Annotated in this window: 26 protein-coding genes; 9 read left to right on the forward strand and 17 right to left on the reverse strand. The window is 68.4% G+C overall.

Features of this window, described 5'->3' with window-relative positions; genetic code table 11:
• Positions 1 to 213 precede the first annotated feature (213 nt).
• Together V1Y59_RS05200 and V1Y59_RS05205 are read left to right on the forward strand one after the other, a co-directional pair.
• Positions 214 to 1,809: a helix-turn-helix domain-containing protein gene (locus tag V1Y59_RS05200; RefSeq protein ID WP_330503769.1), complete on the forward strand. Its 1,596-nt coding sequence runs from the start codon at positions 214 to 216 to the stop codon at positions 1,807 to 1,809.
• 10 nt (positions 1,810 to 1,819) lie between these two features.
• Entirely contained in the window at positions 1,820 to 2,362 is a 543-nt protein-coding gene (locus tag V1Y59_RS05205; protein WP_330503770.1) for a nucleotidyltransferase family protein, read from the forward strand.
• A gap of 149 nt (positions 2,363 to 2,511) precedes the next feature.
• Here V1Y59_RS05205 and V1Y59_RS05210 read toward each other — a convergent pair whose 3' ends face one another.
• The 13 genes from V1Y59_RS05210 to V1Y59_RS05270 form a co-directional block, all read right to left on the reverse strand.
• The gene (locus V1Y59_RS05210; RefSeq protein WP_330503771.1) at positions 2,512 to 2,859 is read right to left on the reverse strand and encodes a hypothetical protein; all 348 of its coding nucleotides are present in this window, start codon (positions 2,857 to 2,859) and stop codon (positions 2,512 to 2,514) included.
• 27 nt (positions 2,860 to 2,886) lie between these two features.
• Entirely contained in the window at positions 2,887 to 4,695 is a 1,809-nt protein-coding gene (locus V1Y59_RS05215) for an acetyl/propionyl/methylcrotonyl-CoA carboxylase subunit alpha (protein WP_330503772.1), read from the reverse strand.
• Positions 4,696 to 4,886: 191 nt separating this feature from the next.
• Entirely contained in the window at positions 4,887 to 6,410 is a 1,524-nt protein-coding gene (locus tag V1Y59_RS05220; RefSeq protein WP_330503773.1) for a condensation domain-containing protein, read from the reverse strand.
• Positions 6,407 to 6,859 carry a SufE family protein gene (locus tag V1Y59_RS05225; protein WP_330503774.1) on the reverse strand — a complete coding sequence of 151 codons (453 nt, stop codon included), beginning with the start codon at positions 6,857 to 6,859 and terminating at the stop codon, positions 6,407 to 6,409. The genes V1Y59_RS05220 and V1Y59_RS05225 overlap by 4 nt, the downstream gene beginning before the upstream one ends.
• Entirely contained in the window at positions 6,856 to 7,752 is an 897-nt protein-coding gene (locus V1Y59_RS05230) for a sulfurtransferase (protein WP_330430456.1), read from the reverse strand. The genes V1Y59_RS05225 and V1Y59_RS05230 overlap by 4 nt, the downstream gene beginning before the upstream one ends.
• Before the next feature lie 84 nt (positions 7,753 to 7,836).
• Positions 7,837 to 9,186 (reverse strand): condensation domain-containing protein, encoded by a 1,350-nt coding sequence (locus V1Y59_RS05235; protein WP_330503775.1) that lies wholly within the window; start codon positions 9,184 to 9,186, stop codon positions 7,837 to 7,839.
• Entirely contained in the window at positions 9,183 to 10,610 is a 1,428-nt protein-coding gene (locus tag V1Y59_RS05240; protein ID WP_330503776.1) for a condensation domain-containing protein, read from the reverse strand. The genes V1Y59_RS05235 and V1Y59_RS05240 overlap by 4 nt, the downstream gene beginning before the upstream one ends.
• Before the next feature lie 5 nt (positions 10,611 to 10,615).
• Positions 10,616 to 12,082, reverse strand: coding sequence for a condensation domain-containing protein (locus tag V1Y59_RS05245; protein WP_330503777.1), 1,467 nt, complete (start codon positions 12,080 to 12,082; stop codon positions 10,616 to 10,618).
• 102 nt (positions 12,083 to 12,184) lie between these two features.
• Positions 12,185 to 13,219 carry an alpha/beta hydrolase gene (locus V1Y59_RS05250; protein ID WP_330503778.1) on the reverse strand — a complete coding sequence of 345 codons (1,035 nt, stop codon included), beginning with the start codon at positions 13,217 to 13,219 and terminating at the stop codon, positions 12,185 to 12,187.
• Between the two features lie 117 nt (positions 13,220 to 13,336).
• Complete coding sequence (locus tag V1Y59_RS05255) at positions 13,337 to 14,689, reverse strand: hypothetical protein (RefSeq protein WP_330503779.1); 1,353 nt, start codon at positions 14,687 to 14,689, stop codon at positions 13,337 to 13,339.
• Positions 14,690 to 14,737: 48 nt separating this feature from the next.
• The gene (locus V1Y59_RS05260) at positions 14,738 to 15,376 is read right to left on the reverse strand and encodes a Maf family protein (RefSeq protein WP_330503780.1); all 639 of its coding nucleotides are present in this window, start codon (positions 15,374 to 15,376) and stop codon (positions 14,738 to 14,740) included.
• Positions 15,370 to 15,621 carry an acyl-CoA carboxylase subunit epsilon gene (locus V1Y59_RS05265; RefSeq protein WP_330503781.1) on the reverse strand — a complete coding sequence of 84 codons (252 nt, stop codon included), beginning with the start codon at positions 15,619 to 15,621 and terminating at the stop codon, positions 15,370 to 15,372. Before V1Y59_RS05265 ends, V1Y59_RS05260 begins: the two co-directional genes overlap by 7 nt.
• On the reverse strand, positions 15,618 to 17,246 hold the full coding sequence (locus V1Y59_RS05270; RefSeq protein WP_330503782.1) for an acyl-CoA carboxylase subunit beta: 1,629 nt from the start codon (positions 17,244 to 17,246) through the stop codon (positions 15,618 to 15,620). The genes V1Y59_RS05265 and V1Y59_RS05270 overlap by 4 nt, the downstream gene beginning before the upstream one ends.
• Before the next feature lie 136 nt (positions 17,247 to 17,382).
• On the opposite strand from V1Y59_RS05270, the gene V1Y59_RS05275 reads away from it, so the two are divergent.
• Positions 17,383 to 18,180 carry a biotin--[acetyl-CoA-carboxylase] ligase gene (locus tag V1Y59_RS05275; protein WP_330503783.1) on the forward strand — a complete coding sequence of 266 codons (798 nt, stop codon included), beginning with the start codon at positions 17,383 to 17,385 and terminating at the stop codon, positions 18,178 to 18,180.
• A 4-nt stretch (positions 18,181 to 18,184) separates the two neighbouring features.
• Here the strand turns inward: V1Y59_RS05275 and V1Y59_RS05280 are convergent, their stop codons facing one another.
• Complete coding sequence (locus tag V1Y59_RS05280) at positions 18,185 to 18,805, reverse strand: hypothetical protein (protein ID WP_330503784.1); 621 nt, start codon at positions 18,803 to 18,805, stop codon at positions 18,185 to 18,187.
• A 110-nt stretch (positions 18,806 to 18,915) separates the two neighbouring features.
• Here V1Y59_RS05280 and V1Y59_RS05285 point away from each other — a divergent pair, with 110 nt between their 5' ends.
• From V1Y59_RS05285 to V1Y59_RS05295, 3 genes are read left to right on the forward strand one after another with little or no spacing between them, the layout of a single operon-like run.
• Positions 18,916 to 19,509 carry a PH domain-containing protein gene (locus tag V1Y59_RS05285; RefSeq protein ID WP_330503785.1) on the forward strand — a complete coding sequence of 198 codons (594 nt, stop codon included), beginning with the start codon at positions 18,916 to 18,918 and terminating at the stop codon, positions 19,507 to 19,509.
• Complete coding sequence (locus V1Y59_RS05290; protein WP_330430444.1) at positions 19,506 to 20,180, forward strand: response regulator transcription factor; 675 nt, start codon at positions 19,506 to 19,508, stop codon at positions 20,178 to 20,180. Before V1Y59_RS05285 ends, V1Y59_RS05290 begins: the two co-directional genes overlap by 4 nt.
• A 21-nt stretch (positions 20,181 to 20,201) precedes the next feature.
• Positions 20,202 to 21,545: a sensor histidine kinase gene (locus tag V1Y59_RS05295; protein WP_330503786.1), complete on the forward strand. Its 1,344-nt coding sequence runs from the start codon at positions 20,202 to 20,204 to the stop codon at positions 21,543 to 21,545.
• On the opposite strand, the gene V1Y59_RS05300 is transcribed toward V1Y59_RS05295, so the two are convergent.
• Positions 21,517 to 22,077 carry a GtrA family protein gene (locus V1Y59_RS05300; protein WP_330503787.1) on the reverse strand — a complete coding sequence of 187 codons (561 nt, stop codon included), beginning with the start codon at positions 22,075 to 22,077 and terminating at the stop codon, positions 21,517 to 21,519. The genes V1Y59_RS05295 and V1Y59_RS05300 overlap by 29 nt on opposite strands.
• 99 nt (positions 22,078 to 22,176) lie before the next feature.
• Here V1Y59_RS05300 and V1Y59_RS05305 point away from each other — a divergent pair, with 99 nt between their 5' ends.
• From V1Y59_RS05305 to V1Y59_RS05315, 3 genes are all read left to right on the forward strand, one after another.
• Positions 22,177 to 23,373 carry a 5-(carboxyamino)imidazole ribonucleotide synthase gene (locus tag V1Y59_RS05305; RefSeq protein WP_330503870.1) on the forward strand — a complete coding sequence of 399 codons (1,197 nt, stop codon included), beginning with the start codon at positions 22,177 to 22,179 and terminating at the stop codon, positions 23,371 to 23,373.
• Positions 23,370 to 23,915, forward strand: a complete 546-nt coding sequence (gene purE / locus V1Y59_RS05310) for a 5-(carboxyamino)imidazole ribonucleotide mutase (protein ID WP_330503788.1) — start codon at positions 23,370 to 23,372, stop codon at positions 23,913 to 23,915. Before V1Y59_RS05305 ends, purE begins: the two co-directional genes overlap by 4 nt.
• Before the next feature lie 137 nt (positions 23,916 to 24,052).
• Positions 24,053 to 24,673 carry a maleylpyruvate isomerase family mycothiol-dependent enzyme gene (locus tag V1Y59_RS05315; RefSeq protein WP_330503789.1) on the forward strand — a complete coding sequence of 207 codons (621 nt, stop codon included), beginning with the start codon at positions 24,053 to 24,055 and terminating at the stop codon, positions 24,671 to 24,673.
• Between the two features lie 4 nt (positions 24,674 to 24,677).
• On the opposite strand, the gene V1Y59_RS05320 is transcribed toward V1Y59_RS05315, so the two are convergent.
• Together V1Y59_RS05320 and V1Y59_RS05325 are read right to left on the reverse strand one after the other, a co-directional pair.
• Positions 24,678 to 25,496 carry a dienelactone hydrolase family protein gene (locus V1Y59_RS05320; RefSeq protein ID WP_330503791.1) on the reverse strand — a complete coding sequence of 273 codons (819 nt, stop codon included), beginning with the start codon at positions 25,494 to 25,496 and terminating at the stop codon, positions 24,678 to 24,680.
• Between the two features lie 6 nt (positions 25,497 to 25,502).
• On the reverse strand, positions 25,503 to 25,877 hold the full coding sequence (locus V1Y59_RS05325; protein WP_330503792.1) for a nitroreductase family deazaflavin-dependent oxidoreductase: 375 nt from the start codon (positions 25,875 to 25,877) through the stop codon (positions 25,503 to 25,505).
• Positions 25,878 to 25,934 lie beyond the last annotated feature (57 nt).

Consider the following 25,934-nt stretch of genomic DNA (forward strand, 5'->3'; position numbering starts at 1 on the left):
GGAGCAGGTGGTCAGAAGGAGATGAGCGCGACACTGCGCCGACCTGCTCAAATATCTCCCAGTCGGCCGGTACGTGCCACCGCGGACGCGACAAAGTTCGACGGGGTCGGCACAACGGGCTTTGTGTGATCCTCCAGATGGCGGCCCAGGCGCAACGGTGTCGAAACATCCGCGCCGTACCGTGCGGGCACCACACCTCTCGGAGGAATCCACATGCGGCTGGGTGACCTGCTGGACGACCCCGACCTCGGTCTGCGTCTGCATCATGACCCGGGGTCGGCTCGTGACATCGAGATCGACCGGGTGTTCACCACCGACCTCCCCGATCCCAGTCGCTACTTGTTCGGTGGCGAACTCGTGCTGTCCGGGCTCATCTTCCATTCAGGGGCGGCGGAGGAGTCCGATGTCTTCGTCGACGCCCTGGTGCGCAGTTCGGTGGTGGCCTTCGGCGTGGGCGAGGAGCGTTTCGGCCACGTGCCGCACCACATCGTCGACGCGTGCCGACGGCGCGGCATGCCGGTCTTCGGGGTGCCCGAGGCCGTGTCGTTCAGCCGCGTCACCGACCACGTGGTGGCCCGATACGCCGCCGACCGCACCGCGGAACTCACGTCGAGCCTGTCGCGGCAGCGCCGGTTGCTCGACTCCGTGGCGTCGGGTCATGCGCTGGACGGGATGGCGGCCGAGTTGGTCGCCACCACCGGGGTCGCCTGCTGGGTGATCACCGTGACCGGACGACAGGTGGTGGCCGTCGCCGGCGGAGGACGGACACTGTCGGCAGAGGTGATCGACGAGATAACCGCCAAGGCACTGTGCACCAATGTGTTTCCGGTTGCGGTGGGTGAGATGACGCTGATGAGGATCGGATTCGCACCGGCCCGTCGCGCGGGCGGTTGGTTGCTGGTGGTGGGACGTCATCTCACCGAGCTGGGGCCCCAGGTGCTCGCGGCCTTCGAGGAGTTCGCGGCGATATGCGCGCTGGTGCGTGCCCGGGAACGCGAGGCCTCGCGTGTGGGGGACCAGATCGGCGATCGTCTCGCCGAACACGTTGCCGGCGAGGCGAGTTCGGGCCAGGTCGACGACGCGCTCGACGACGCCGGTCTCGGGTCGGCATCGACCTGGATCGTGGTGTCGGCCGATCTGGGTGATCGGCCCGACCACTATCCGATGGTCCGTGCGGCCCTACGTGATTCGCTACTCGAATCGGGCCGGGGCACGGTCGGACAGCCGCGCGGGGCGGAGTTGATCGCCGTGGTCGACGGGGCCATCAGCGGTGACGTGTTGGAGTCGACATTGCGTGCGCACCTGGGTCGATTGACCCCGATCCTGCGCGGCACGCTCGACGTCGGGATCAGCGACCCGGTCGGCCGAACGCGGCTGTCCGGGGCGCTCGCCCTCGCACGGCGGGCTCGGTCGCTGCCCGCCATGGGGGTGGGTGCCGACCACGTGGACCGGCGTGTGCGGGTGAGCGGTAGTGGCCCTCTTGCGTCGGGGGCGGCGATCCTCGCGATGCTGCCCGATGCCGTTCGAACCACCTTCGTCGGCCTCGTGCTGGGGCCGCTGTCCGACGGCGACGATCGTTCCGCCGCAGACCTGCTGCGAACGCTGACGGTCTTCCTGGACGAGGATTGTTCGTGGAACCGAACGGCCGCGCGGATGCATCTGCACGTCAACACGGTTCGCTACCGGGTGTCGCGCATCGAGGCACTCACCGGTCGCGACCTGTCGACGACGGCGGACCGGTCCGACTTGTTCCTGGCGATCGCATGCCTGCCGGGTCGTTCGGCTGTCCGGCGGCAGGACCCGCGGTAGGTTGTCGACGATGATCATGGGTGCGGTATTGGCTGCTGGGGCGGGAACACGGTACGGAGGGCCGAAGGTCGCTGCCGAGCGGGGGGATTGGTTGCGTCGAGCGGTCGCGGCCCTGTCCGACGGAGGCTGCGACGAGGTGTTGGTGGCGATGGGCGCGTCGATCGTGGAGCCACCGACGCGAGCGACGACACTCGTGGTAGCGGACTGGGCCGACGGGATGGGCGCGACCGTCCGGGCCGTCGTCGCCGAAGGCGAGCGACGCGGCGCCGACGCCGTGGTCATGGGCGTCGTCGACACACCTGACGTCGGGGCGGACGTCGTGCGCCGCGTGCTGGCCGTGGCCGACGGTTCACGAACGGCGCTCGTGCGCGCCACCTACGGGTCGCGGCCGGGACATCCGGTGTACCTGGGAGCCGAGCACCTGCGTGGCGTCCGAGCGGTGGTCTCCGGGGACGTCGGTGCCCGCCCGTACCTCGACAGCCACCGCGACATGCTCATCGACGTTGAGTGCGGTGATCTGGCGACGGGGCTGGATCACGACGAGCGGTCGTGATCGTCTCGAAGGGCCGCCCTTCGTGACCCTTCGTGACGCTCGCAAGCTCGCTCCTCAGGGGTCGGGGGACGCTCGCAAGCTCGCTCCTCAGGGGTCGGGGGACGCTCGCAAGCTCGCTCCTCAGGGCGGCGCGCTCGCAAGCTCGCTCCTCAGGGAGCGGGGGTCACCGTTACCCCGAGCATGCCGGTGGCGAACCGCGTCACCGGCCCGACGGCGGCGTCGAACGCCTCCGCATAGCCGTCCCTGGCGCGGCCCCGCAATCGCGCCACGTCACCTTCGGGGATCAGCTCGACGACCGCGACCAGTTCGCCCGTCGTGGGGATACAGACGGCCCAGACGAAGCGGCTCTCGTCGGCCCAGCCGGTGTCGGCGGCCGTGACATAGCCGGCGGGGTCGTCGACCCCGAGATCGGACAACGCCGGGACGTCGGTGATCCGGTCGTCCGCACGAAGCGAACGCAGATACCACGTCCCGGCGTTGATCTCGACAGGCTCCACGGTCGGAGTACTCGTTCCGTGTGGTCCCTACTTGAGTTCGAGCAGCACGGTGCCCTGGGTGACCGGGGCACCGGCCTCCACGGCCAGCCCGGTGACCACGCCGTCCTTGTGGGCGGTGACCGGGTTCTCCATCTTCATGGCCTCCAGCACCACGACCAGCTCGCCCGCGGAGACCTGCTGGCCCTCCTCGACGGCGACCTTCACGACGGTGCCCTGCATGGGCGCTGCCACTGCGTCACCGGAGACGGCGGCATTGCCACCCTTCTTGCGGGACCGGGCCTTCGGCTTCTTGCGGACCACGCCGTTGGCGCCGCCGCCACCGCCGCCGAGCGCGAGGTCACCCGGCAGCGAGACCTCGACGCGCCGGCCACCGACCTCGACGACGACGTTCTGCCGCGGCAGCGACTCGTCGTCCTCGATCGGCTCACCACCGGTGTACGGCTCGATCGGGTTGTCCCAGTCGGTCTCGATCCACTTGGTGTAGACATCGAAGGTCTCGACGCCGTTCTCGTCGGTGTGGCCGTGGAAGGCCGGGTTCTCGACGATGTGGCGATGGAACGGGATGACCGTGGCCAGGCCCTCCACATGGAACTCGGCGAGTGCACGCGCCGAGCGCTCGAGCGCCTGCTCGCGGGTCTCGCCGGTGACGATCAGCTTGGCCAGCATCGAGTCGAACTGCCCACCGATGACGTCGCCGGCGACCACACCGGAGTCCACGCGCACACCGGGGCCGGTCGGCTCCTTGTACACGGTGACCGGTCCGGGCGCGGGCAGGAAGTTGCGGCCGGCGTCCTCGCCGTTGATGCGGAACTCGAACGAGTGCCCGCGCGGGGTCGGGTCCTCGGAGATCTCCAGCTTCTCGCCGTTGGCGATGCGGAACTGCTGACGGACCAGGTCGATACCCGAGGTCTCCTCGGTGACCGGGTGCTCCACCTGCAGGCGGGTGTTGACCTCCAGGAAGGACACCAGGCCGTCGCTGCCGACGAGGAACTCGACGGTGCCGGCGCCGTAGTAGCCGGCCTCCCGGCAGATGGCCTTGGCGGACTCGTGGATCTTGGTGCGCTGCTCGTCGGTGAGGAACGGCGCGGGGGCTTCCTCGACCAGCTTCTGGAAGCGACGCTGCAGCGAGCAGTCGCGGGTGCCGGCGACGATCACGTTGCCGTGCTGGTCGGCGATCACCTGGGCCTCGACGTGACGGGCCTTGTCCAGGTAGCGCTCGACGAAGCACTCGCCGCGACCGAAGGCGGCGACGGCCTCGCGGGTGGCCGACTCGAACAGGTGCGGGATCTCCTCGATGGTGTAGGCCACCTTCATGCCGCGCCCACCGCCGCCGAAGGCCGCCTTGATGGCGACCGGCACACCGTGTTCCTTCGCGAATGCGACGACCTCGTCGGCATCCTTGACCGGGTCCTTGGTGCCCGGCGCCATCGGCGCGTCGGCCTTGAGTGCGATGTGGCGGGCGGTGACCTTGTCACCCAGGTCGCGGATGGACTGCGGCGACGGCCCGATCCAGATCAGCCCGGCGTCCAGCACCGCCTGGGCGAAGTCGGCGTTCTCCGAGAGGAAGCCGTAGCCGGGATGGATGGCGTCGGCGCCGGACTTGGCGGCGGCGTCGAGGATCTTGTCGAAGACCAGGTAGGACTCGGCCGAGGTCTGGCCACCCAGGGCGAACGCCTCGTCGGCGAGCTTGACGAACAGCGCGTCGGCGTCGGGCTCGGCGTAGACGGCGACACTGGCCAGACCGGCATCTCGAGCGGCCCGGATGACCCGCACCGCGATCTCGCCGCGGTTGGCGATGAGGACCTTGGAAATACTGTTCGCAGAGGGACTTGGCACTTGTTCTCCTGGGCGTCGTGGTGCTCCGCGGAGCGCCACTGGCGGTCATGACTTACATCACGCGACTGGTTCCCGCTCGCCCGGCCCGGTGTGCGGCCGAACGAGTGAGGCACGACACTCGAGTCTAAGCATCACGCGTTCAGGGCAATACCCTAGCCCACCGATCAATCGTTCGGTCGACCCGTGCCCGGTTACTCGTGAGTATGAAAAACGCTGGTGTCGCCGAGTTCTCGGACAAGCTTCGCAAAATCCTGCAGATAGGTCCGCACAGGCCTCTTCTCGGTGCCCGTCGGCGGGTTCGCGTCGTTCGACGGAGTGGGATGGTTCACATCGTCTCGCGACGTTCCGGGCCCTTCCACGGACCTCGATTCCGGGGGAAAACGTGCGGACACACGCATTCCGCCAGGCGTCCGGTTGATCCAGATGTAGACCTCGTGTGGTGCGTAGCTGTGGCTGCGCAGCACCTTCGCCCGGCCGGCGTCCGCTTCGGCGGCTCCCGGCGCGTACCGGGTGTCGATGAACGAGATCACGAACAGCGGTTCGCCCCGGTGGCCGAGCAACTCGGCAACCCGTAGGAACGGCAGGCTCGCACCCTGGCGCGACCGTTTGAGTTCGGCGGTCGCCCGCACGACCGCCTGGTCGAATGTCGGTGTGTCGGACACGTTGAGCGTGAACGGGGCGACCGCGACGAACCAGCCGAGCGCGGTCAGCCACCGCTGATCGTCGCGGGTGTGCCGTGGCAGCACACACCGGAACTCGGGATCGCCGGTGTGGTGGTGATAGATCAGCGCGAATGCGGCCAGCACCCCAGCGGTGACGGTTCCGCCGGCCTGCGAGCACACCGCGGTGAACCGATTGGCGGCGTCGTCATCGAGGAGCAATCCGTAGAGCGACTCCTGGGCCACCGCGGACTCGTCGCTCGGGTCGGGCGCCGGGGCGTCGAGTTCCGCGCGGTCGATCCGGCGAACGGCGGCGTCGACATCGAAGGCCGGCATCCCGCCACGACCGGACCGCAGGAAGTCTCTCCACGTCCGCACGGCGGGGTGATCGGCGCCGGTCTGGTCGGCGAGCCGGCGTTCCTGGGCGCTGAAGTCGACGTAGCTGCCGACCTCGGCCAGCTCCGGTGGCTTCTGGCGGCGCGCAGCGCGGTACAGGGTGACCAGCTCAAGCTGGGCCATGATCAGCGAGTAACCATCGACCAGCGAGTGATCGGCGGCGAACAGCAGCGTGAAGGACGATTCGCGGCCGACGGTGGCGAACATGTACGCCGGCCAATGCAGTGGCGCGGTCGCCCGGTCGAAGGACCCGGCGATCTGCTCGACGAGCGGTCCGGATTCGGTGTACCAACCGATCCGGCCCATCTTCAGCTTCACCGTGCCCGGATCTGTGCTGAGTCGCGCGAGACCGTCACCCCGGATGATGACATGGCTGCGCAGCACCTCATGGCGATCGATCCACTGCATGAGGGTGGCGCGGATCGCCGGTATCGACAGCGGTTCGTCGAACTCGATGGCCAGGCCGAGCCACGATTCCCGCCCGCCTTCACGGCGCGTCCGAAGTCGATATTCGAACGCGGCACGCAGATGCTGTTCGTGGTTGTGCGATGTGAGGCGGGAGTCACGGCTCCACGCGCCGAGCCCGCCCGGGACATAAGGCGTCCACTCGACGAGTCCGCCGGGTTCGACGGGTTCGTCGCGAATCTGGACGAACTTCATGTCGAACGTGCTGGGGTACCGGGTCCGTCCCCGGTCTGGGTGCGCACCTGGCTCTTGATCCGGGCGAGCATCCCGGCCATCCCACGCAGACGCAGCGGACTGACCGCGGAGTCCAGGCCCAACGCATGATAGAAATCGGCCGGCACGGCGAGGATCTCCTCGGCCGACGCCCCGTCGAGACCCTGATGCAGGATCGAGGCGAACCCGCGCGTGGTCGGTGCCTCCTGAGGGGCCGTGAGGTACAGCCGGACGCTGTCGGTGTCGGCGGCGTCGACCGACAGGAAGACCGGGGACTGGCACTCCGGCACCGGCTCCATCGACTCCTCGTGCAGGTGCTCCGGCAGGTCCGGCAACTCCCGCGAGAACTCCAGCAGCAGGGTCACCCGGTCCGAGTCACCGACCGCGCCGAAGTCGTCGACGATCTCCGCGAGGGCGGCGGGCAGCGTCATGTCGATGCCGGTGCGGCACCGGGCTCGGGGCCGATGGCGATCGGCACCCGGACCGCATTGCCCCATTCGGTCCACGACCCGTCGTAGTTGCGGACGTTCTCGAAGCCCAGGAGGTGGGTCAGCACGAACCAGGTGTGGCTCGAGCGCTCCCCGATGCGGCAATACGCGATCGTCGGGGTCGCGGCATCGAGATCGGCGTAGATCTCCTCGAGTTCGGCCTTGCGGCGGAACCTGCTGTCCGGTGCGGCGGCCTTCGCCCACGGGATGGACACCGCGGTCGGGATGTGCCCGCCGCGGAGCGCACCTTCCTCCGGGTAGTCCGGCATGTGGGTCCGCTCACCCGTGTACTCCTGCGGGGAACGCACATCGACGAGCGGTTCGCGGCCGAGGGCCTCGAGGACCTCCGGGGCGAACGCACGGATACGGGAGTCATCCCGTTCGACGACCGGATAGTCCGAGCGCGGGTATTCGGGGACGTCGAAGGAGGTGTCGCGGTCCTCTGACATCCACGCGTCGCGGCCGCCGTCGAGCAGACGCACGTCCTCATGGCCGAACAGGGTGAAAACCCAGAGCGCGTAGGCGGCCCACCAGTTGCTCTTGTCGCCGTAAATGACGATGGTGTCGTCGCGCTCGATCCCCTTGCTGCGCATCAGCTCGGCGAACTGCTCGCCGTCGATGTAGTCACGCGTCACCGGGTCGTTGAGATGCAGATGCCAGTCGATTTTCTGGGCGGTGGGGATGTGGCCGATGTCGAACAGCAGGACGTCCTCGTCGGACTCGACGATCTTGAGCCCCTTGGCGCCGAGATGCGCTGACAGCCACTGGGTGCTGACGAGACGCTCCGGGTGCGCGTAGTCGGCGAACGCCGGATTCGGATCGGTCTCCACGCTCAACTGAGGTCCCCTTCGTGAGTTGTCGTCGGTCCGCGACTGGGCTGTGCTGCGGACCCCCCGACGTGCGGTCTACCGCACACGAGCCTACCCACAGTCGAGTTGCGACGGGGCGCAGGCTCCGGCGTGCAGACGATCGGTCACGAGGCCGAGCACGTCGGTCATGGTGTGCAACGCCCGGACGGTGTGCGGGTACCGCGCCCGAAGATGGATGCCGTCGGCGTCACGCCAGAACCAGAACTGCGCCGCATCAGTTCTACGGGTGCTCGAGATCTGGCGCACCGGGACCGTGGGCGGTAACCCCAGCCGGCGATAGTCGACATAGGACATCATGAAGACGTCCTGGCGCGCGGCGCGCAGCAGATCGGCAAACGCCGAGTAGACCGGGGTGAGGCCCATGTGGGCGAGGGGGAGGGCCTCACCGAGTCGAGCGGTGTTGGTGCGGACCGCGGTGTCGTGATCGCCGTTGGTGCTCAACCGGATCGGCGCATTGCCCACCAGCCATCCGACGACCCGACGATCGGCCGCCGAATGGCGTGTGTGCACCGGCAGGATGGTCGGCAGTTCGGCGGGCCCACCCGATCGGTGCACCGCGTCGGCGACCGCGGTCAGCAGTGCGGGATAGGTGCGGGCGCCCGCCGCCCGGACGCGGTCGTCGAAACCTGCCGCGTCGTCGGCGTCCAGGAGTGTGCGGATCGCGGTGTGTACCTCGGCGGTGTCGCCCGTGCCGAGGCCGAGGTCCAGTGGGAACTCGGGGACCGTCCAACCATTGGTGCCGAGAAAATCGCCCCACTTGCACAGACGCGGGTCGTCGGCCGGTACATCCGGTGCGGCCTCCTCGGCGGCGCGGATGTCGAGAAAGCTGCCGGGACGATCCACGGCAGCACCGTCGAGGTCGTCGACGAGGTCGGACGCGATGACCGCCAATGAGTAGGCGTCGACGAAGCAGTGGTCGAAAGCCAGTACGACGGTCGTCGACATCGGTCGGCGGACCGCGGCGAGATAGTGGCCGAGCGGGGCGAACGGTGTACACGCTGCCGCGATCTGAGTCAGGCAGGTGGCGGTGAGCGTGTGGGGGGATGTGTCCCCGCCGTCGCGGGCGGTCGCGGGTATCGGCTCGACGCCGACGGAATCCGCGTCCAATCGCCACCGCCGGTAGCCATCGCCATCGGGGACGAAGTGGCATCGCAGCACCTCGTGCCGGTCCAGGAGCGACCGCAGGCTCGCGGTCAGCCGCTCGATCCCGACCGAGCCGGGCAGCTCGACCGTCAGCGCGAGCCAGCCCGCACTTCCGTTACGGCGCATGGCATCGAGATGGAACTGCTCGTTCTCCGACGGCGGTGTCGGCACCGGTATGGCGGGAGCGGTAGCGCAGAGTTGCCATCGGGTGAGCGCACCCGGCTCGATCTCGACGGACCCGACGTCGCACAGTTTCACGTGCTCACCTGCACCGGCGGGCCGACCAGCACCTCACTGTCGTCACCGGCCGCATACGCAGTGATCCATCGTTCGATCGAATCGATGTAGCGATCGAATGATGTTCGTGCCGTGGCATTGTCCGGTATGTGGCCGTCGAGCACGAGGTGGTCGGCGTAGCGCGTGAGCCATGTGTTGGCGTTCTTCGTCTCGCCCACCGCCTGGAAGCACGTAAGCTTCTGCAGCGCCGGGTCATCGTTGCCGGGGATGCGGCGGAAGTCGATGTAGGACACCATCTGTGGCGAACCCGGCGTCGGCACATAGCTGCCGTCGCCGGCCAGCAACGCAAGCACCACATGGACCGGCAGACCCGCCAAGTCGCGCGCGCGGGCGACCGCTGCAGTCGCGGTGGCGACGAGTCCGCCGAAGGCGACCCCCGACGGTATCGCGAAGGCGACCGGGGCGAAGTTGCACAGCCACCCCTGGGTGTCGAGGGTGTCGGCACTGCGGGTGGACAGCACGGTTGCCGTGAAGAACCGCTCGACGCCGAGCAGTTCGCGTTGCGCCGCGGCGAGTGCGGCATAGAGGACGCCGGCCATCGACGCGCCGTCGACCGCCCTTCGCGCGTCGATCGCGGCGAGGTGATCGGCGTCGGCCAGCACGCGTTGCACCGGCAGGGCCGGGGCGAGTTCACCATCGGCGAGCCCGAGGTCGAACGGGAAGCCGGGCACGCGACGGTCATGATCGGACAGGATCTCCCGCCAGATCCCGACCCGCGGGTCGCCGGGATCGACCGACCGGGCCACCTGTGCCTCGGCGCGGATCAGGTCGCCGAACCCGCCGGCGGTCGGCGCAGCGGGTTCGCCCCCGTCACGGATCGAGCGGTAGAGCCGTGCGATCTCGGCGACGCCCATGAACTGCGAGTATCCGTCGGTATGGGAATGATCGCAGGCAGTGTAGAAGGTGAATCGGTTGCCGTCGTCCACAGCGCCGAAGATGATTCCGGGCATCACGTCGAAGTGGGCCTCCGAGACCACCCGGTCGATCACATGGGCCAGGACGTCATCGGCCGCGACGGCGTCGCCGATCTCGACCGTGACGTAACGGGTCGCTTCGGCCGGCGCAACTGCCCGGAAGGGGCCGTGCTCGTCGGCCGGGTACATCGCGCGCAGTTCCTCGTGGCGCCGGGTGAACAGCGTCAGGGCCGCCGCCATCGCGTCGCGGTCGAGCGGTTCATCGAAAACGGTGACGCTCGTCGCCGTTCCGGTGTGCGGGGCACCACGCTCGCGCTTCTCCAGGCACGCACGTACGTGGTCCTGCTGCAGGAAGCTGAGACCCTCGGTTGTGCGCACCGCCTCGGACGCAGCACGGTCGGGCTCGGCGAGGCGCCACTCGACGGTGCTACCGCCCACGAGCGGCGCGCGCAGGATCGGGACGCGGCTCATCGGGCCTATGACGGGCTCGACGCGTCGGCGGTGACCTGGGCGTAAGCGAGGTCACCGTCGGCGATGACGACCTTCAGGATCTGCTGGAACGTGGAGATGAAGCGGTGCACACCCTCCGCCTCGGCTCCGGTGGGGAACCGGGCCGAGATGTTGGTACCGCCCGGCACCCGATTGATCCAGAAGTAGACCTCGTCGGCGGCGCGGGTCGCGCTGCGCAATACCCGGGCCTGCCGTCGATCCCAGTCGTCGGCGCCCTCGGCGTGACGCAGGTCGATGTAGGACACGACGAATCCCGGTGGCGTGGTGTCCCCGCCGATCAGGTCGGCGACCGGCGTGAACGGGGCGGCACCTACCTTGCGGTAGTCGGCGGCACTCGAGGCGATCGGCCCGATCGCCTCCCGGAACGTGGTCGCGTCCTGCGGTCGCAGGTGCACTGGGATCAGACCGACGAACCAGCCGGCGGCCTCGCCCCACTTCACCTCGCTGCGGGTGTGGATGGGATTGAGGAAGCGGAGATCGCCGTTGCCCGACAGCCGGGACGCCGTCATCGACAGCGCGGTGTAGATCCCGGCCTGCATGTTCGCGCCGGCATCCTTGCACAACGCGTGGAAGGCCTTGGTCTCCGCAGCATCGAGCAACCACGACGACAGGGTCGCCTGGTAGCCGTGATCGGGTGTCCGTTCGGCGACGATCGCGGGTGCCGCCGAGCCCGTTGCTGCGATCTGGGCCGGGAAGGCCGGCATCGGCGTCGGCTGCGGCGAGTCGGGGTCGGCAGCGGCGAAGAACTGACTCCACAGCGCGACCGCGGCGTCCGTATGGCGGATCTGATCGCCGATTTCGCGTTCCGCGTCGGAGAAGTCGACGTAGCTCCCGAACTCCGGCAGATTGTCGTGCTCGCCCCGAAGCGCAGCTTCGTAGATGGCGGTGAGTTCCTTGATCGCGAACACCTGCGTGTAGGCGTCCATGACCGTGTGGTCGGCGGCGAACACCAGGAGGAAGGCATCCGCGCGGTCCTCGAGATCGACGGTCACCGCGATGCAGTGGGGCCACGCGAGTGGGCTCACGGTCGTGTTGAAGTACTCGTTGATCTGCTCGAACACCTCGGTGCTGGCCAGATTCTCACCCATCGGCCGGGATGTCACCGAGATGGCGTCGGCGGGAACCGTGGTCCGGCGCAGCCGGTTGTCGTCGTCGGCGATCACCGAGCTGCGGAACGCTTCGTGGCGTGCATACCAGCGCCTCATCGTGCCCGCGAGGGCGTCGTCGTCGAGGGGCAACTCGATCAGGAACGCGGTACCGATCCACTGGCTGTACCAGGCGTCCCCCTCGGCGGCGGCGCGGGTGGCGTGCTCGACGTGCATGTAGGACAGGCGGCGTGGGTCGTCGGTCCACGCCGCAGGGTCAGCCTCGGGTACCCAGGCGGTCAGTGACCCTGCGGGCAACGGATAATCGGCAAGCTCGGTGTACTCCATGAGAACTCCTTCCGGAGCGTTGTCACGGTCGGGTCGGCGTCGTCACAAGCCGTGTGCGGTTGGTCTTCTGGTCGGATGTCTGAAGATGGACAGCAGGATCGGTCAGTTCAGTGCTGCGTCGATGAAGGGCCAGCTGCGATGGAGCTGGTCAACCCAATAGGGCCACGAGTGCGTGCCCGGGTCCTCGTAGCGGAACGTTGCGGGGATTCCCTGGGCGTCGAGTTGCGCTTGGAGATTTCTTGTGCACCATAGCGATCCCACTTCGATCGCACCACCCACGAGCTGCCGGTCGGTGGGGTTCGAATTGCCCGGGTAGCCGGGTGCGTCGTATTCGCCCGACCGGCCGGTGCCCGTGGAGACGTAGACGGCGCTGCCGCGCAGTCCGCCCGATCGCTGTAGGACGTCGTGGGCCGCCCAGTCGGGGTCGTTCGGGGGACCCCACATGTTGTCGGGGTTGCCGCCGAAGGCCGAGACGATGCCCCGCGGGTACGCCTGACCGGCGGGACCGGTGGTGGTGTAGCAGCCGCTGAACGCGGCGACCGAGTCGTAGAACCCGGGGTTGCGCGCGGCGAGGGTCAGACTCGACCCGGCGCCCATCGACAGCCCGGATATACCGCGGCTGCCGTTGCCGTCGAAGCGGGCCTCGAGCAGGGGTGGGAGTTCTTTGGTCAGGAACGTCTCCCACTTGTACCGGCCGAGTTCGGGATCATCGCGCTGCCAGTCCGTGTAGAAACTGCCGTTGCCGGCGATCGGCATTGCGACGGTCACGTTCTTGTCGGCGAAGAACTTGTCGGCGTCGGTCTTGATCAGCCAGATGCTGTTCTCTTCGGACTCTTCGCCGAGTCCGCCGAGCATGTACAGGAACGGCCGTGGGCCGTCGGAGTCTCTGGGGACGAGTAGTTGGACCTTGATGGTCTTGTCCATCGAACCCGAGTGGACGTAGGCCGCGAGCCGCGTGGGTCCCTCGCGCACGATCCGTTCGATGCGGGATTCGCTCGGGGCCGCGGATGCCGGGGCGGAGACACCGATGAGGCTGATGGCGGCGGACGCGGCGACGGCCAGGCAGGTGATCACCGCGACGAACGAGCGGGACCCGCCCGTGTCCCTACGCGCTGTGCGCGCAAGTGAATTCGCCATCAATACCCCTCTGCGCTTCGTCCGCCCGATTTGCGAAACTCGGACGATCCATCGTCGTTATTAGTTTGCAACAGAAAGTAACAGAGTCCGGCGGCAGTGCCGGTTCAGTGAGGAATGTCACCACGCCGACGTGGGCAAACCCCAACGGGCACATTCCTTCTCGACGCTCTCCCGTAGCTCTGTCGAGGACGGGAACGCTACCGGGTCCAGCCCGGACACCGCGATCGTGACCGTTTCGCCCGTGTCGTGAAACCACGACGCGAGTCCTCCGCGCAACCGCGCCAAGCGCTCTCGGCTGACGCCCTGTGTGGTGGCCCGCGACGCGAACGCATCGACACGGGAGGGAACGCCGAGCCCGGCGAACAGGGGATCGACGACGCCGCCGTTGGACGCGAGGGCCAGCGGCGTCGCGGCGTTGCGGCTGAGTGTGCCGACGACGCCGTCGGGCAGCGCCTGCATGAGTGGCTGCAGCCGCGAGAGGCGGCTCGACTGCGCGGCCGCATCGACGTAGGTCTGTTTGGCCTGCCGGCGGATCGCGGTGAGGTCGCGGTCGCGGCTCCACTCGGCCGGCAGGTCGAGGGTCACCCCGGTCGTCGAGTTGGCGCGGGTGTCCTCGGTTTCACGGAGCGACATCGGCACCGAGACCCGGACGGTGTCCTCCCAGCTCGCCCGGCCGGCCGCGACGACGAGCCCCACCACGATCGCGGAGAACAGCGCGTTGTTCGAGCCGTCGTGGGTGGCGACGGCCGCTCGCCAGTCGTCGCCCGGGATGGCGACGACCGCCAGAGGGGTGCGGATCGGTTTCTCGGCACGGAGTTGCTCGTCATCGGGCATGGGCGGTGCCGGGATGGATCGTGACGTGACGGGCTCGGTGGCCTGCTCGGCGGAGGCACCGCGCGCTCCCCAGGTGTCGCGGGCCAAGGCGGCGAGGTTGATGCCGATGGCGGACGCCTGGCCGATGGCGTCGCGGACGTCGTCGAGGAGGGCCGCGGGCTTCGGCTCGTAGCGTGGGTGGTGGCCCTCGGTGATGGCCTGCATCACCGCGCGTCCGCCCAGCCAGCCGTCGCCGACCGCATGCGACGAACACAGCGTCACCATCCCGCCACCGGAGGCCAACGGGGCTGCGCGCAACTCCCAGACGGGTCCCTCGGCCAGGTCGAAGCGGACCTCGGCGGCCCGTTCGATCCAGTCGACGATCGCGTCCTCGTCCATTTCGTCGTCGAGATACGTGCGCCCGGCAGCTGTGGGCTCGGCGGTCCAATAGTCCCTGGCGAAAGGGATTCGGCTGCGGTGCAGTCGCCGACTGATCGGGCTCGCGAGCAGACGGCGACCGATCTGTTCGAGTTCGTCGGCGCTCAACGGCTCGGTCAGGCGCCAGATCGCCTGACTGAGCACCGGGACCCCGAAAGCACGGTCCATCCGGATGAACAGATCGTCGTCGTGAGTGGTGCGCTCGACGTGAGTGGTCACAACCGACAGGGTAGCCATGCCTCACCCTCGCGGCAGTGCCACGGCCGGTCAGCGCCAGAGGGACGTGACGTCGATCCCGACCGCACCGAGGAGCCGGTGGACGGTCGGCAGCCCGATGCCCAGGACCGACGACGGATCGCCGTCGACGGCGTCGACGAACCACCCGCCACGCCCGTCCAAAGTGAACGCACCCGCGACGGCCAACGGTTCACCGGTCGCGACGTAGGCGTCGACGGTCGCGTCGTCGATGTCGGCGAACCGGATCGTGGTCGATGCGGCGGCATGCGCGGCATCGCTGACCGCGCCGGCCCGGACTCGGGTCACGCAGTGGCCGGTGATCAGTTCCGCCTCGCGACCGCGCATGCGGCGCCACTGCGCCCGCGCCACGTCCTCGGTATGCGGTTTACCACTGAGCCGTCCGTCGAAGAACAGCATCGAATCGCAGGTCAGGACGACGGCATCGGTGGGCGTGGCATCCTCGGCGAAGAGTGCGGCGACCACGGCGTCGGCCTTGGCCTGCGCGAGGCGGACCACCACGTCGTCCGGTGGAAATGCCGCCAAGGTCGCCAACAGCGCGTCCTCGTCGACATCGGAGACGAGCACCCGCGGGTCGAGTCCGGCGTCACGCAGCACCCGTAGTCGGGCCGGTGACGCCGACCCGAGGATCACCGCGGGAGCGGTCACCACCTCTGGTTCGTGAAGCTGCCGGGGGCACCCCAGATCGGCCGCAACAGGTCGACGGGCCGCCCCCAGTCGTCACGCGGACCGGTCTCGGCGGGACCGGGCTCACCCGACCCGGCCGCGGCGGCGACGACCGCCACCAGCGCGGCGACCTCCTCGTCGGACGGGTTACCCCGGACGACGCGCAGGAAGGGTGCCGCAGCGGGTGACGCGGTGTCGGTGGCGTCGGTGGTGTCGATGTCGTCGCTCACAGCGGGATGTTCCCATGCTTCTTCGGCGGCAGGTTGACCATCTTGCGTTCGAGCAGACGCAACGCGGTGGCGACCTGGCCGCGGGTGTGGCTCGGCGGGATCACGGCGTCGACGTATCCGCGTTCGGCGGCGACATAGGGGTTGACGAGGGTGTCCTCGTACTCCTGTTGCAGCTCCAGACGCAGCGCGTCGACATCCTCGCCGTTGGCCTGGGCCTCCTTCAGCTTGCCGCGGTACACGAACCCGACGGCGCCGGACGCCCCCATGACGGCGATCTGCGCGGTCGGCCATGCCAGGTTGACGTCGGCACCCATGTGCTTGGAACCCATGACGTCGTAGGCGCCGCCGTAGGCCTTGCGGGTGATGATGGTGATCTTGCCGACCGTCGCCTCGCCGTAGGCGTAGAGCAGCTTGGCGCCGCGGCGGATGATGCCGTTGTATTCCTGGTCGGTTCCGGGCAGGAAGCCGGGGACATCGACCAGGGTGACGATCGGGATGTTGAAGGCGTCGCAGGTCCGGACGAAGCGCGCGGCCTTCTCCGACCCCTTGATGTCGAGGCAGCCGGCGAACTGCGTCGGCTGATTCGCGACGATGCCGACACTGCGACCGTCGACGCGTCCGAACCCGACGATGACGTTGGTGGCGTACTCGGCCTGCACCTCGAGGAACTCGTCCTCGTCGAGGATGCGGCGGATCACCTCGTGCATGTCGTAGGGCTGGTTGGGGGAGTCGGGGATCAGGGTGTCGAGTTCGAGGTCCTCGTCGGTGAGGGTCTCCTCGATCGAGCCGGCGGCCGGTTCGTCGACGGGCAGGCGCGGCGATTCGGCACGGTTGTTGCTCGGCAGGTAGCCCAGCAGTTCCTTGACGTATTCGAGGGCGTCCTCTTCGTCGGACGCCACGTAGTGGGCGGTGCCCGACTTCGTCATGTGGGTGTGCGCACCACCGAGGTCCTCCATGGTGACGTCCTCACCGGTGACGGTCTTGATGACGTCGGGCCCGGTGATGAACATCTGGCTGGTCTGATCGACCATCACCACGAAGTCGGTGAGTGCCGGCGAGTAGACGTGGCCGCCGGCGGCGGCTCCGAGGATGAGCGAGATCTGCGGGATCACACCGGAGGCGCGCACGTTGCGGTGGAAGATCTCGCCATAGAGGCCGAGCGAGACGACGCCCTCCTGGATGCGGGCGCCCGCGCCGTCGTTGATGCCGATCAGCGGGCGGCCGGTCTTGATGGCGAGGTCCATCACCTTGACGATCTTCTCGCCGTACACCTCGCCGAGGCTGCCGCCGAACACGGTGACGTCCTGGCTGAACACGCAGACCTCGCGGCCGTCGATGGTGCCGTAGCCGCTGACCACGCCGTCGCCGACCGGGCGGCGCTCGGCGAGACCGAAATTGGTGCTGCGATGGCGCGCCAAGGCGTCGAGTTCGACGAAAGAGCCCTCGTCGAGCAGATGGGTGATCCGCTCACGGGCGGTCAGCTTGCCCTTCTCGTGGACCTTCTCGACCGCGGCCTCGCCGACCGGATGCTTCGCCTCCTCGAGGCGGTTTCGCAGGTCGGCGAGCTTTCCCGCCGTCGTGTGGATGTCGGGCGCGGCGCCGTCCTCGCGTGAAGCTGTCGTCATGAACAACGATGCTAACGACCTGAGTGTGAGCCACGTCAACCGGATCAAAGTGAGATTTCCCTCAGGTTCCCGAGCGATCGGTCGGGGATCGCGGATCCGGCGATGACCTGGGCCGCTCGGGCGGTAGCGTCATCGCATGACCTCCTCGGCCGATGATCTGAACGCTGACCGCCTCCACGAATTGCTCGCCGGGACCCGATGGCGCGACGTCGAGGTGGTGGACTCCACCGGTTCGACCAACGCCGACCTGATCACGCGTGCCGCGTCCGAGGACGTGGACGGCACGGTGCGGCTGACCACCGATCAGACGGCCGGCCGCGGTCGGCACACGCGGCAGTGGGTCGCGCCGGCGGGCGGCCAGCTCGCGATGTCCGCGGCGTTGGCGGTCGGCGACGACACCGAACACCTCGGATGGCTGTCGTTGATCGCCGGTCTGGCCGCCGTGGAGGCGCTCGACGAGGTGGTCGGGATCCGGCCCACCCTGAAGTGGCCCAACGACGTCCTGATCGATGACCGCAAGGTGGCGGGCATCCTCTCGGAGTACACGCGCACCCCCACGGGCGGGTTGGCGGTGATCGGGACCGGGATCAACACCGCGATGTCCGCCGACGAGCTGCCGGTTCCCACCGCGACATCGCTGCAGATCAGTGTCGGCCGGCCGGTGTCGTCGACCGAACTGGCGGCGACGTTCCTGCGCGCGCTGGGCGACCTGTTGACGCACTGGCCGGGCGATCTGGACCGGTTGATCGGCACTTATCGCGACCGCAGTGACACGATCGGCCGCCGGGTGAAACTCGCGCTACCCGGCGACCAGGAGGTGACCGGGACGGCGGTCGGTGTCGATGCGATGGGCCGCATCGTCGTCGACGCCGACGGGCGAGAGGTGGTCGCGGCCGCCGGCGACGTGACCCACCTGCGGCCCGTCGACGACTGACGCGTCAGCCGCTCTGGATGCTCTTGCGTCCCATCGCGGGTACGAGCGTGGCGATCGGCAGGCCGATGATCAGGTGCACCACCGCTGTCGCGATGCCCACCGAGAGCTCCGCGGACAGGATCAGCGGGATGATCACCGCCGCGGCGATCAGCAGTCCGACGATCCAGCGGAAGAACTGGTCGGGTGACGGGGTGACGAGCTGCAGGACGTACCACAGCGCCCCGGCGGCGAGTGCACACAGGAACCCGACCACGGCGAACCAGAACTCGTCGCGAGCCAGCGGATTCCACACCCCGAAGCGTCCCGCCGCGTTCACCCGATCGACGATCGCGCGAATGATCCACGCCGCCAACCAGGCGGCGAGCCCGGTGACGACGCCGGTCATCACGACCCCGCCGACGAACATCGTCGGATTGATGTCGGGACCGGTCTTGGGTTTGCGGGGCTTCGCCTCGCCCTTGCGGTACGGGTCGCCCTGCTGATACGGGTCGGCGGAATACGCGTAGGTCGGCTCCGAGTGGTCGGACCGCGGCGCGGACTGCCCGTACGCCCGGGACTCCGGGTACCCGGGCTCGTAGCGCGCGGTCCTCGGATCGCGTGGGTCGCGTGGATCTTGGTAGCTCATGTCTGATCGGACCTCGAGACTGATCGTCATGGGACGCCTTCTCCGGCAGTGTACCGACCCCGGTGTCGGGATCGGCTGTCCGTCACGCGGCGAGCATTAAGCTGACAGCCATGTCCTATCCACGGGAGAACCTCGCGCCCGGCGAGGAGGTGGTCCTGCATCGCCACCCCCACTGGAAATGCCTGATCGGCCCGTTTCTCCTGTTCCTGGTGGTGACGGCCGCGGCCGGGTTGCTGGCCGGGGTCATCACCGGCGCACAGATCGGCTCGACGACGCGTCTCGTCCTGTTCATCATCGTCGGCGTCATCTGGCTCGCCGCTTTCGCCTGGTACTTCGTGCGCCCGCTGGTCTCGTGGGCGTCTACCCACTTCGTCCTCACCGATCGGCGGGTGATCTTCCGCAACGGGATCATCACCCGGTCCGGGATCGACATCCCGGTGCGGCGCATCAACACCGTCGAGTTCCGGCACGGGCCGATCGATCGGCTGTTGAGGACCGGCACACTCATCATCGAATCGGCGTCGGACGAACCGTTGGCGTTCGACGACATCCCGCAGGTCGAGCGTGTGCATGCACTGCTGTATCACGAGGTACTCGACGTCGCCGACAACGAGCCGGTCGCGGGGCAGGCAGACGCCGACGAGGTGCGCGTGCATGCCGACCGCAGGACCGAACGTGGCCACGACGAGGGGGACAGAGGATGACCGACGTGCTGCTGGCCGAGGACGACGCCGCCATCGCGGAGCCGTTGGCCCGGGCGCTCACCAGGGAGGGATACGGCTGCGAGGTCGTGACCGACGGGGCGCAGGCACTCGATCAGGCCATGGACAGCCGTTTCGAGTTGCTCATCCTCGATCTCGGTCTGCCGGAGATCGACGGTCTCGAGGTGTGCCGTCGGGTGCGGTCGGCACGTCCGGCGCTGGCGGTGTTGATGCTGACCGCGCGCACCGACGAGGTGGACTTCGTCGTCGGGCTCGACGCGGGCGCCGACGATTACGTCGGCAAACCGTTTCGGCTGGCCGAGTTGCTGGCACGGGTCCGGGCGCTGCTCCGGCGACAGCAGAGTGCCGACGTGGTGCTCGACGGCGGCGACATCCAGCTCGACACCCGCGGACGCCGGGTCCTCGTCGACGGTGAGGACCTGGTGCTGGCAAACCGCGAGTTCGATCTGCTGCGGTTCCTCATGGAGCGGTCGGGCCAGGTCGTGAGCCGCGACGAGATCCTCACCGAGGTGTGGGGCTCGGCGGATCTGCGCTCGTCGAAGACGTTGGACATGCACATCTCGTGGTTGCGACGCAAGATCGGCGACGACCAGCACGACCGGCCGCGCCACATCGTCACCGTGCGCGGCGTCGGCTTCCGATTCGATCCCTGACGCCCGCCCGGGATCTCGACGATGCGCCGCCGGATACTGAACACGATGATCGCCATGTGTGTGGCGGTCGGCCTTCTGCTGGGCATCCCGCTGAGCGTGATCGCGTGGTGGTGGGTGTCCGACAATGCGCATCAGACCCTCGACAGCCGGTTGAAACTGATCTCCGATCAACTCATCCGGCAGGAGGGGGCCGAGGGCACGGTGCCGCCGGGCGAGCTCGACATCGACGCCTTCCGTCTGCTGATCCCCGAGGACGGTCGGCTGACGGTGCGCTACCCGGTGGACGGCGGGTCCGACGCCATGGTGGTGATCGGCGACCGCATCGAGGGGGCGACGATGGGTGACTCGATCGGTCTCGGCAACGCGGGGTCGCTGCTGCTGGAGATCCCACTCGATCAGGTGCGCGACGACCAGGTCGCGGCCGTCGGGATCGTGCTGGTGGTGGTCGCGAGTTCGATCGTCGCCGGCACGATCGTCGCGGCCGTCACCGCGGGCCGGATCGCGGACCCGCTCATCGATCTCGCCGACCGGGCCGCGGCGATGGCCAAGGGTGATTTCCGGTCGGAATGGAAGTCCTACGGCATCGGCGAACTCGACCGGGTGTCCCGGGCGCTCGGCGACGCGAACGCGGAGATCGCGTTGCGGCTCGAGCGTGAGGGCGAGATCGTCGGCGACGTGTCCCATCAACTGCGCAGCCGGCTCACCGCCATCCAGCTGCGCCTCGACGAGTTGTCGATGCACCCTGATCCCTCGGTCGTCGAGGAGGCCGAGGCCGCCCTCGAGCAGGTCGAACGGCTCTCCCGGGAACTCGACGAGATGGTCGCGGCCTCCCGCAACGACCCGGCCGTACCCACCGACATCGACGTCAGAGAGATGGTGCACACCCTGATCGGGGATTTCCGGACGTCGTTCGACGCGGCGGGCAGGACGATATCCACGGGTTTCGACGGCCGGTCCGTCGCGGTGAGCGCGCGGCCAGGACGGCTCCGTGAGGCCATGAGCGTGCTCGTCGACAACGCCCTGCAGCACGGGCGGGGGACCTGCCACATCCAGGTCGACGACCTGCCGTCGGGCGACATGCTGCGGGTATCGGTGTCCGACGAGGGCGACGGAGTCCCGGACGAGTTGGTCTCGCACATCTTCCGGCGCGGGTTCTCCGCCGGGCGCGGCAACGGGGTCGGTCTGTCACTGGCCCGTGCGCTCGTCGAGGCCGACGGTGGCCGGCTCGAGCTCACCTCTCGGCGGCCTGCGCTCTTCTCCCTGGTGATCCCGTCAACGTTGGGTCGTCGGGCGCCCGGCCAGGACGTCCAGCCCGCCGACGAGCCGGGCCCCGGCGTCAGGCATGACCGAGTTCCTCATCGGTGAGTTCCTCGAGCGTCGGATGCAGGTCCGTGGAGCCGGCGTCGCCGCCCCGCAGCTGCTCCACCGGGAAGGCGAACTTGCGCAGCGCCCAGAAGCGGAACCCCATCTGCAGGAGATTGCCGATCAGGAACCCCAAAATGAAGTCGACGACGACGAGTTCGGTGACCGTGAGGTTGCTACGCAGGTCGAACACGTTGTTGGCGACCCACAGTGGTGCCGCGGCAAGGATCACCCCGATGCCGCTGATCGCGAAGAAGATCAGCGCCTCGTGGTGCCGTTCGCGGCCGCCGCGGTTCTTGAACGCCCACTCGCGATTGAGGATGTAGCTCAGGATGGTGGCCAGCACGCCCGAGATGACGCGCGCGACCACCGGCTTCGGTTCGAGCACGGTGAAGGTGAGTGTGTAGAAGATCACCAGGTCGAAGACGAATGTGGTGCCGCCGACGAGAGCGAACTTGATCAGTTCGTGGTGTTGCATCGCGAGCCGACGAACCGGCTCGGGAAGTCGAGCGACCAGCTCGTCGATGAAGGGCACAAGGACCGATTGTACGAAACAAAACCGAACGGTAACTTCGGCGGTCGGTCGTGCACATGACGAAGCGGCCGTGCCACGATGATCGGCGTGACGATCAGCATGCCCACGGTGACCATGATCGGCGGTGGTCAGCTCGCCCGGATGACCCATCAGGCGGCCATCGCGCTCGGGCAGTGTCTCCGTGTCCTCGCCGCGAGCGAGTCCGATCCCGCCGCGCAGGTCAGCGCCGACGTCGTCCTGGGCTCCCACGACGAACTCGACGATCTGCGGCGGGCGGCCGCGGGTGCCGTGGCACTCACCTTCGATCACGAGGGTGTCCCGCTGGAGCACCTCCGGGCGCTGGAGGCAGAGGGCGTCACGATCCGGCCGCCGTCGTCGGCGCTGCACTTCGCGCAGGACAAACTCGCGATGCGGACGCGCCTGGCCGAACTGGGCCTGCCGGTGCCGGACTTCGCCGACCTGACCGGGGATGTCGCGCAGGCGCGTACCAGGTTCGTGGAGTTCGGTGAGAACCACGACTGGCACATCGTGCTCAAGACGATTCGCGGGGGATACGACGGCCGCGGGGTATGGCTGCTGCGCGATCGCGACGAGGCTCTCGCGGTGTTCGACGAGACCGCCGGCGGCGGGCCAGGGCTGATCGCCGAACAGATGGTCCCGATGCGCCGCGAATTGTCGGCGATGATCGCCCGTTCGCCGTTCGGCCAGGGTGGCGCATGGCCGGTGGTCGAGACGGTGCAACGCAACGGTCAGTGTGCAGTGGTGCTCGCGCCGGCTCCCGATCTCACCGACGACGTCGCCGAACAGGCCCAGCAGATGGCGCTGCGGCTCGCCGAGGCCCTCGGGGTCGTCGGCGTGATGGCGATGGAGCTGTTCGAGACGACCGATGGCGCGCTGTTGGTGAACGAACTCGCGATGCGTCCGCACAACAGCGGACACTGGACGATGGACGGTGCGGTGACCTCGCAGTTCGAGCAGCATCTGCGCGCGGTGCTGGACTACCCGCTGGGGGACACCGCGCCGCGGGCCCCGATCACCGTGATGGCGAACATCCTGGGAGCCGAAGTGGCGCCGGAGATGTCGATGGACGAGCGGCTGCACCACCTGATGGCCCGCATGCCCGACGCGAAGGTCCATCTGTACGGTAAAGGCGAACGTCCCGATCGTAAGATCGGTCACGTCAACATCGTCGGCAGCGGCGATGATTCTCCTGCGACGGTCCGGGAGCGCGCCGAACGTGCCGCGCACTGGATGTCGCACGCCGAGTGGACCGATGGATGGGATGCGCACGCATGACCGAAACCGAGATCGTCGACTCCGGGCACGCCGAGCCGGGCCGGCCACGTGTCGGATTGATCATGGGCAGCGATTCCGACTGGCCGACAATGGAAGCCGCCGCCGAGGCCCTCGCCGAGTTCGAGGTGCCGTTCGAGGTCGGTGTCGTGTCGGCGCACCGCACACCGCAACGCATGCTGGACTACGCGTCCGGTGCTGCGGCCCGGGGGATCTCGGTCATCATCGCCGGTGCCGGTGGCGCCGCGCATCTTCCCGGCATGGTCGCGTCGGCGACGCCGTTGCCGGTGATCGGTGTGCCGGTGCAGTTGCGGACCCTCGACGGCCTCGACTCGCTGCTGTCGATCGTGCAGATGCCGGCCGGCGTTCCGGTGGCGACGGTGTCCATCGGCGGCGCGCGCAACGCGGGCCTGCTCGCGGTTCGCATCCTGGCCTCGTCGGACGCCGATCTCCGTTCTCGCATGGAGGATTTCCAGCAGGGGCTGGAGGCGATGGTGCTCGAGAAGGACGAGGCACTGCGGAAGAAGCTGCTCGGCGACGACTGACCGTCGGCCGTCCCGGCGCGCCTTCTTCACGTTCTTCCCCCGGAAATCGGTTCCTCCGCCCGAAGTAGATGGAGGACGAAACGATTAGTGGGGGAGAAACTCTCGGGTTTGAGGACTGGTCGAGCAGTGGGGTGAGAGTGCGCGCGATCGAGATGGCTGCGGCCGAGCGGCGTGAGCTGGGCGAACTGTTGGCGAACCTGTCCGACGACGAGTGGCACGGACCCACCCTGTGCCCCGGATGGACGGTGCGGGATGTCGTCGCACACCTGGTGGGATATCTGGACCGCTCCCAGTGGTCCTACCCGGGTGCGATGCTGCGCCAACGCTTCTCGCTGCACGGCCTCAACGCCGACGACGTCGCAGCCGCCACCGGGATCGGCAGCGAGAGCCTGCTCGCGCAGGTGCGCTTGGGCACACCGCCGAACGGAGTCGGTGCAGTCCTCGGCGGACGCATCACGCTGGTGGAGTGCATGATCCACCGAGAGGACATCGCGGCTCCGCTCGGCATCGAGCGGAGCGTACCTCCCGAAAGGCTGTGCGTGTCGCTCGACTTCGTCCGGATCGCACCGCTGATCCGTGGGGCATGGACGACCCGCGGTGTCCGCCTTGTCGCAACCGATCTCGACTGGTCCGCGGGCCGAGGACCGGAAGTCCGTGGTCCCGCGATGTCACTGCTGCTGGCAATGGCGCGTCGCCCACACGCGCTGACCACCCTCTCGGGTCCCGGCGTCGCCCGCCTCGACCGACGACTCGCCTGACCTGTCAGCCCAACAACTTCTTCGCCAGGAAGTCGAGCACCTGCTCGCGGGCGTCGTAGGTCGCCTCACCGGGCTCGTCGATCAGATCCTCGGTCAGCACCGAATGCGGTTGCGGGAACGCCGAATCAGGGTTCTGGGCGGCGTCGGGGAGTTCGACGGCTAGGAACGCGTCGCCGAGTTGTTCGCGCAGGTACTCGAACCGGATGCGCGGTGAGAGTCGGTCGCCGGCGAACCGCAGGCCCATCACTTCCAGTCCCGCCGCGCACCGACTCTTCACTCGCGCGAGGTCGGCATCGGACAGATCGATGGATCGGTTGCGTGACCCGATGACGCCGAACGGCAGCGACGGCTGCGACAGCACGGGCGCAAGCAGGCGGTCGTCGGTGGCCATTGCGAGGGCGAAGCCACCCGTGAAGCACATGCCGACCGCGCCCACGCCCGAACCGCCACACCGCTCGTGCTCCTCGGCGGCGAGACCCCGCAACCAGTCGGCGACCGGAGACGTCTTGCCGGTGGCCAGCACGGTGAACTCCCGGCTGATGCATGCCCGCGAGATCGACTCGGTCATGTAGCGGGCGGCCCCGACGCGGCCCAGGTTGTCCGGTCGCGGGTCCCGCCCGTCGACACCGAACAGCGAGGGCATCACCGCGGTCAGTCCGCGCCCGGCGACCTTGCGGGCGAAGTCGGCCACTTTCGGGCTGATACCGGGCATCTCGGCGATGACGACGACCGCCGGGCCCTCACCCTTCGACCAGACGCGCCGGGTGGCAGTCCCGACGGTGACATCGCGACAGGAGAAATCGTCGAGGGCGTCATCGGCCACGGCGAGTCAGCCCTCCACGATCGTGCCGATGAGAACCGAGTCGAACATCCGGGCCGGCAGACGCGCACCGGAGGCGACGTCGGGGGAGTCGGAAGGAACGATACGAGGGCGGACGACTGTGTAGTGCTTGGACTTTCGCACCACGCCGAACTGGCCGGCGGCCGTGACGTTGCGCACCCAGTCGGTGTGGCGCCCGTAGGTCAGCACGATCGAGATCCGATCATCGTCCACCCAGGCCAACACCGGAATCGAGTACGAGTTCCCGGTTTTGCGCCCCACGTGCTCGATCATCGCCCAGGGCGCCAGGCGCGGAGCCCACTGGCGTTGGATGGGGTTACCGACAGCCTTGTTGAATCGGGTTACCGCTCTGGGGATCTTCATGGTTTCGAGGATGCCGTACCGCGGCCGGTTTCGGGAGGGGGTGTTCGGAGGAATCCG

It is taken from the genome of Gordonia prachuapensis (genome assembly GCF_036350515.1).
GTDB classification, from domain to species: domain Bacteria; phylum Actinomycetota; class Actinomycetes; order Mycobacteriales; family Mycobacteriaceae; genus Gordonia; species Gordonia prachuapensis.

What these genes read in the sequence shown, in the direction of transcription:
- V1Y59_RS05200 (WP_330503769.1), top strand. Translation starts at nt 214, where the DNA reads ATGCGGCTGGGTGACCTGCTGGACGACCCCGACCTCGGTCTGCGTCTG.
- V1Y59_RS05205 (WP_330503770.1), top strand. Translation starts at nt 1,820, where the DNA reads ATGATCATGGGTGCGGTATTGGCTGCTGGGGCGGGAACACGGTACGGA.
- V1Y59_RS05220 (WP_330503773.1), bottom strand. Translation starts at nt 6,410, where the DNA reads ATGAAGTTCGTCCAGATTCGCGACGAACCCGTCGAACCCGGCGGACTC.
- V1Y59_RS05225 (WP_330503774.1), bottom strand. Translation starts at nt 6,859, where the DNA reads ATGACGCTGCCCGCCGCCCTCGCGGAGATCGTCGACGACTTCGGCGCG.
- V1Y59_RS05240 (WP_330503776.1), bottom strand. Translation starts at nt 10,610, where the DNA reads ATGAGCCGCGTCCCGATCCTGCGCGCGCCGCTCGTGGGCGGTAGCACC.
- V1Y59_RS05245 (WP_330503777.1), bottom strand. Translation starts at nt 12,082, where the DNA reads ATGGAGTACACCGAGCTTGCCGATTATCCGTTGCCCGCAGGGTCACTG.
- V1Y59_RS05250 (WP_330503778.1), bottom strand. Translation starts at nt 13,219, where the DNA reads ATGGCGAATTCACTTGCGCGCACAGCGCGTAGGGACACGGGCGGGTCC.
- V1Y59_RS05270 (WP_330503782.1), bottom strand. Translation starts at nt 17,246, where the DNA reads ATGACGACAGCTTCACGCGAGGACGGCGCCGCGCCCGACATCCACACG.
- V1Y59_RS05275 (WP_330503783.1), top strand. Translation starts at nt 17,383, where the DNA reads ATGACCTCCTCGGCCGATGATCTGAACGCTGACCGCCTCCACGAATTG.
- V1Y59_RS05280 (WP_330503784.1), bottom strand. Translation starts at nt 18,805, where the DNA reads ATGAGCTACCAAGATCCACGCGACCCACGCGATCCGAGGACCGCGCGC.
- V1Y59_RS05285 (WP_330503785.1), top strand. Translation starts at nt 18,916, where the DNA reads ATGTCCTATCCACGGGAGAACCTCGCGCCCGGCGAGGAGGTGGTCCTG.
- V1Y59_RS05290 (WP_330430444.1), top strand. Translation starts at nt 19,506, where the DNA reads ATGACCGACGTGCTGCTGGCCGAGGACGACGCCGCCATCGCGGAGCCG.
- V1Y59_RS05295 (WP_330503786.1), top strand. Translation starts at nt 20,202, where the DNA reads ATGCGCCGCCGGATACTGAACACGATGATCGCCATGTGTGTGGCGGTC.
- V1Y59_RS05305 (WP_330503870.1), top strand. Translation starts at nt 22,177, where the DNA reads ATGCCCACGGTGACCATGATCGGCGGTGGTCAGCTCGCCCGGATGACC.
- purE (WP_330503788.1), top strand. Translation starts at nt 23,370, where the DNA reads ATGACCGAAACCGAGATCGTCGACTCCGGGCACGCCGAGCCGGGCCGG.
- V1Y59_RS05325 (WP_330503792.1), bottom strand. Translation starts at nt 25,877, where the DNA reads ATGAAGATCCCCAGAGCGGTAACCCGATTCAACAAGGCTGTCGGTAAC.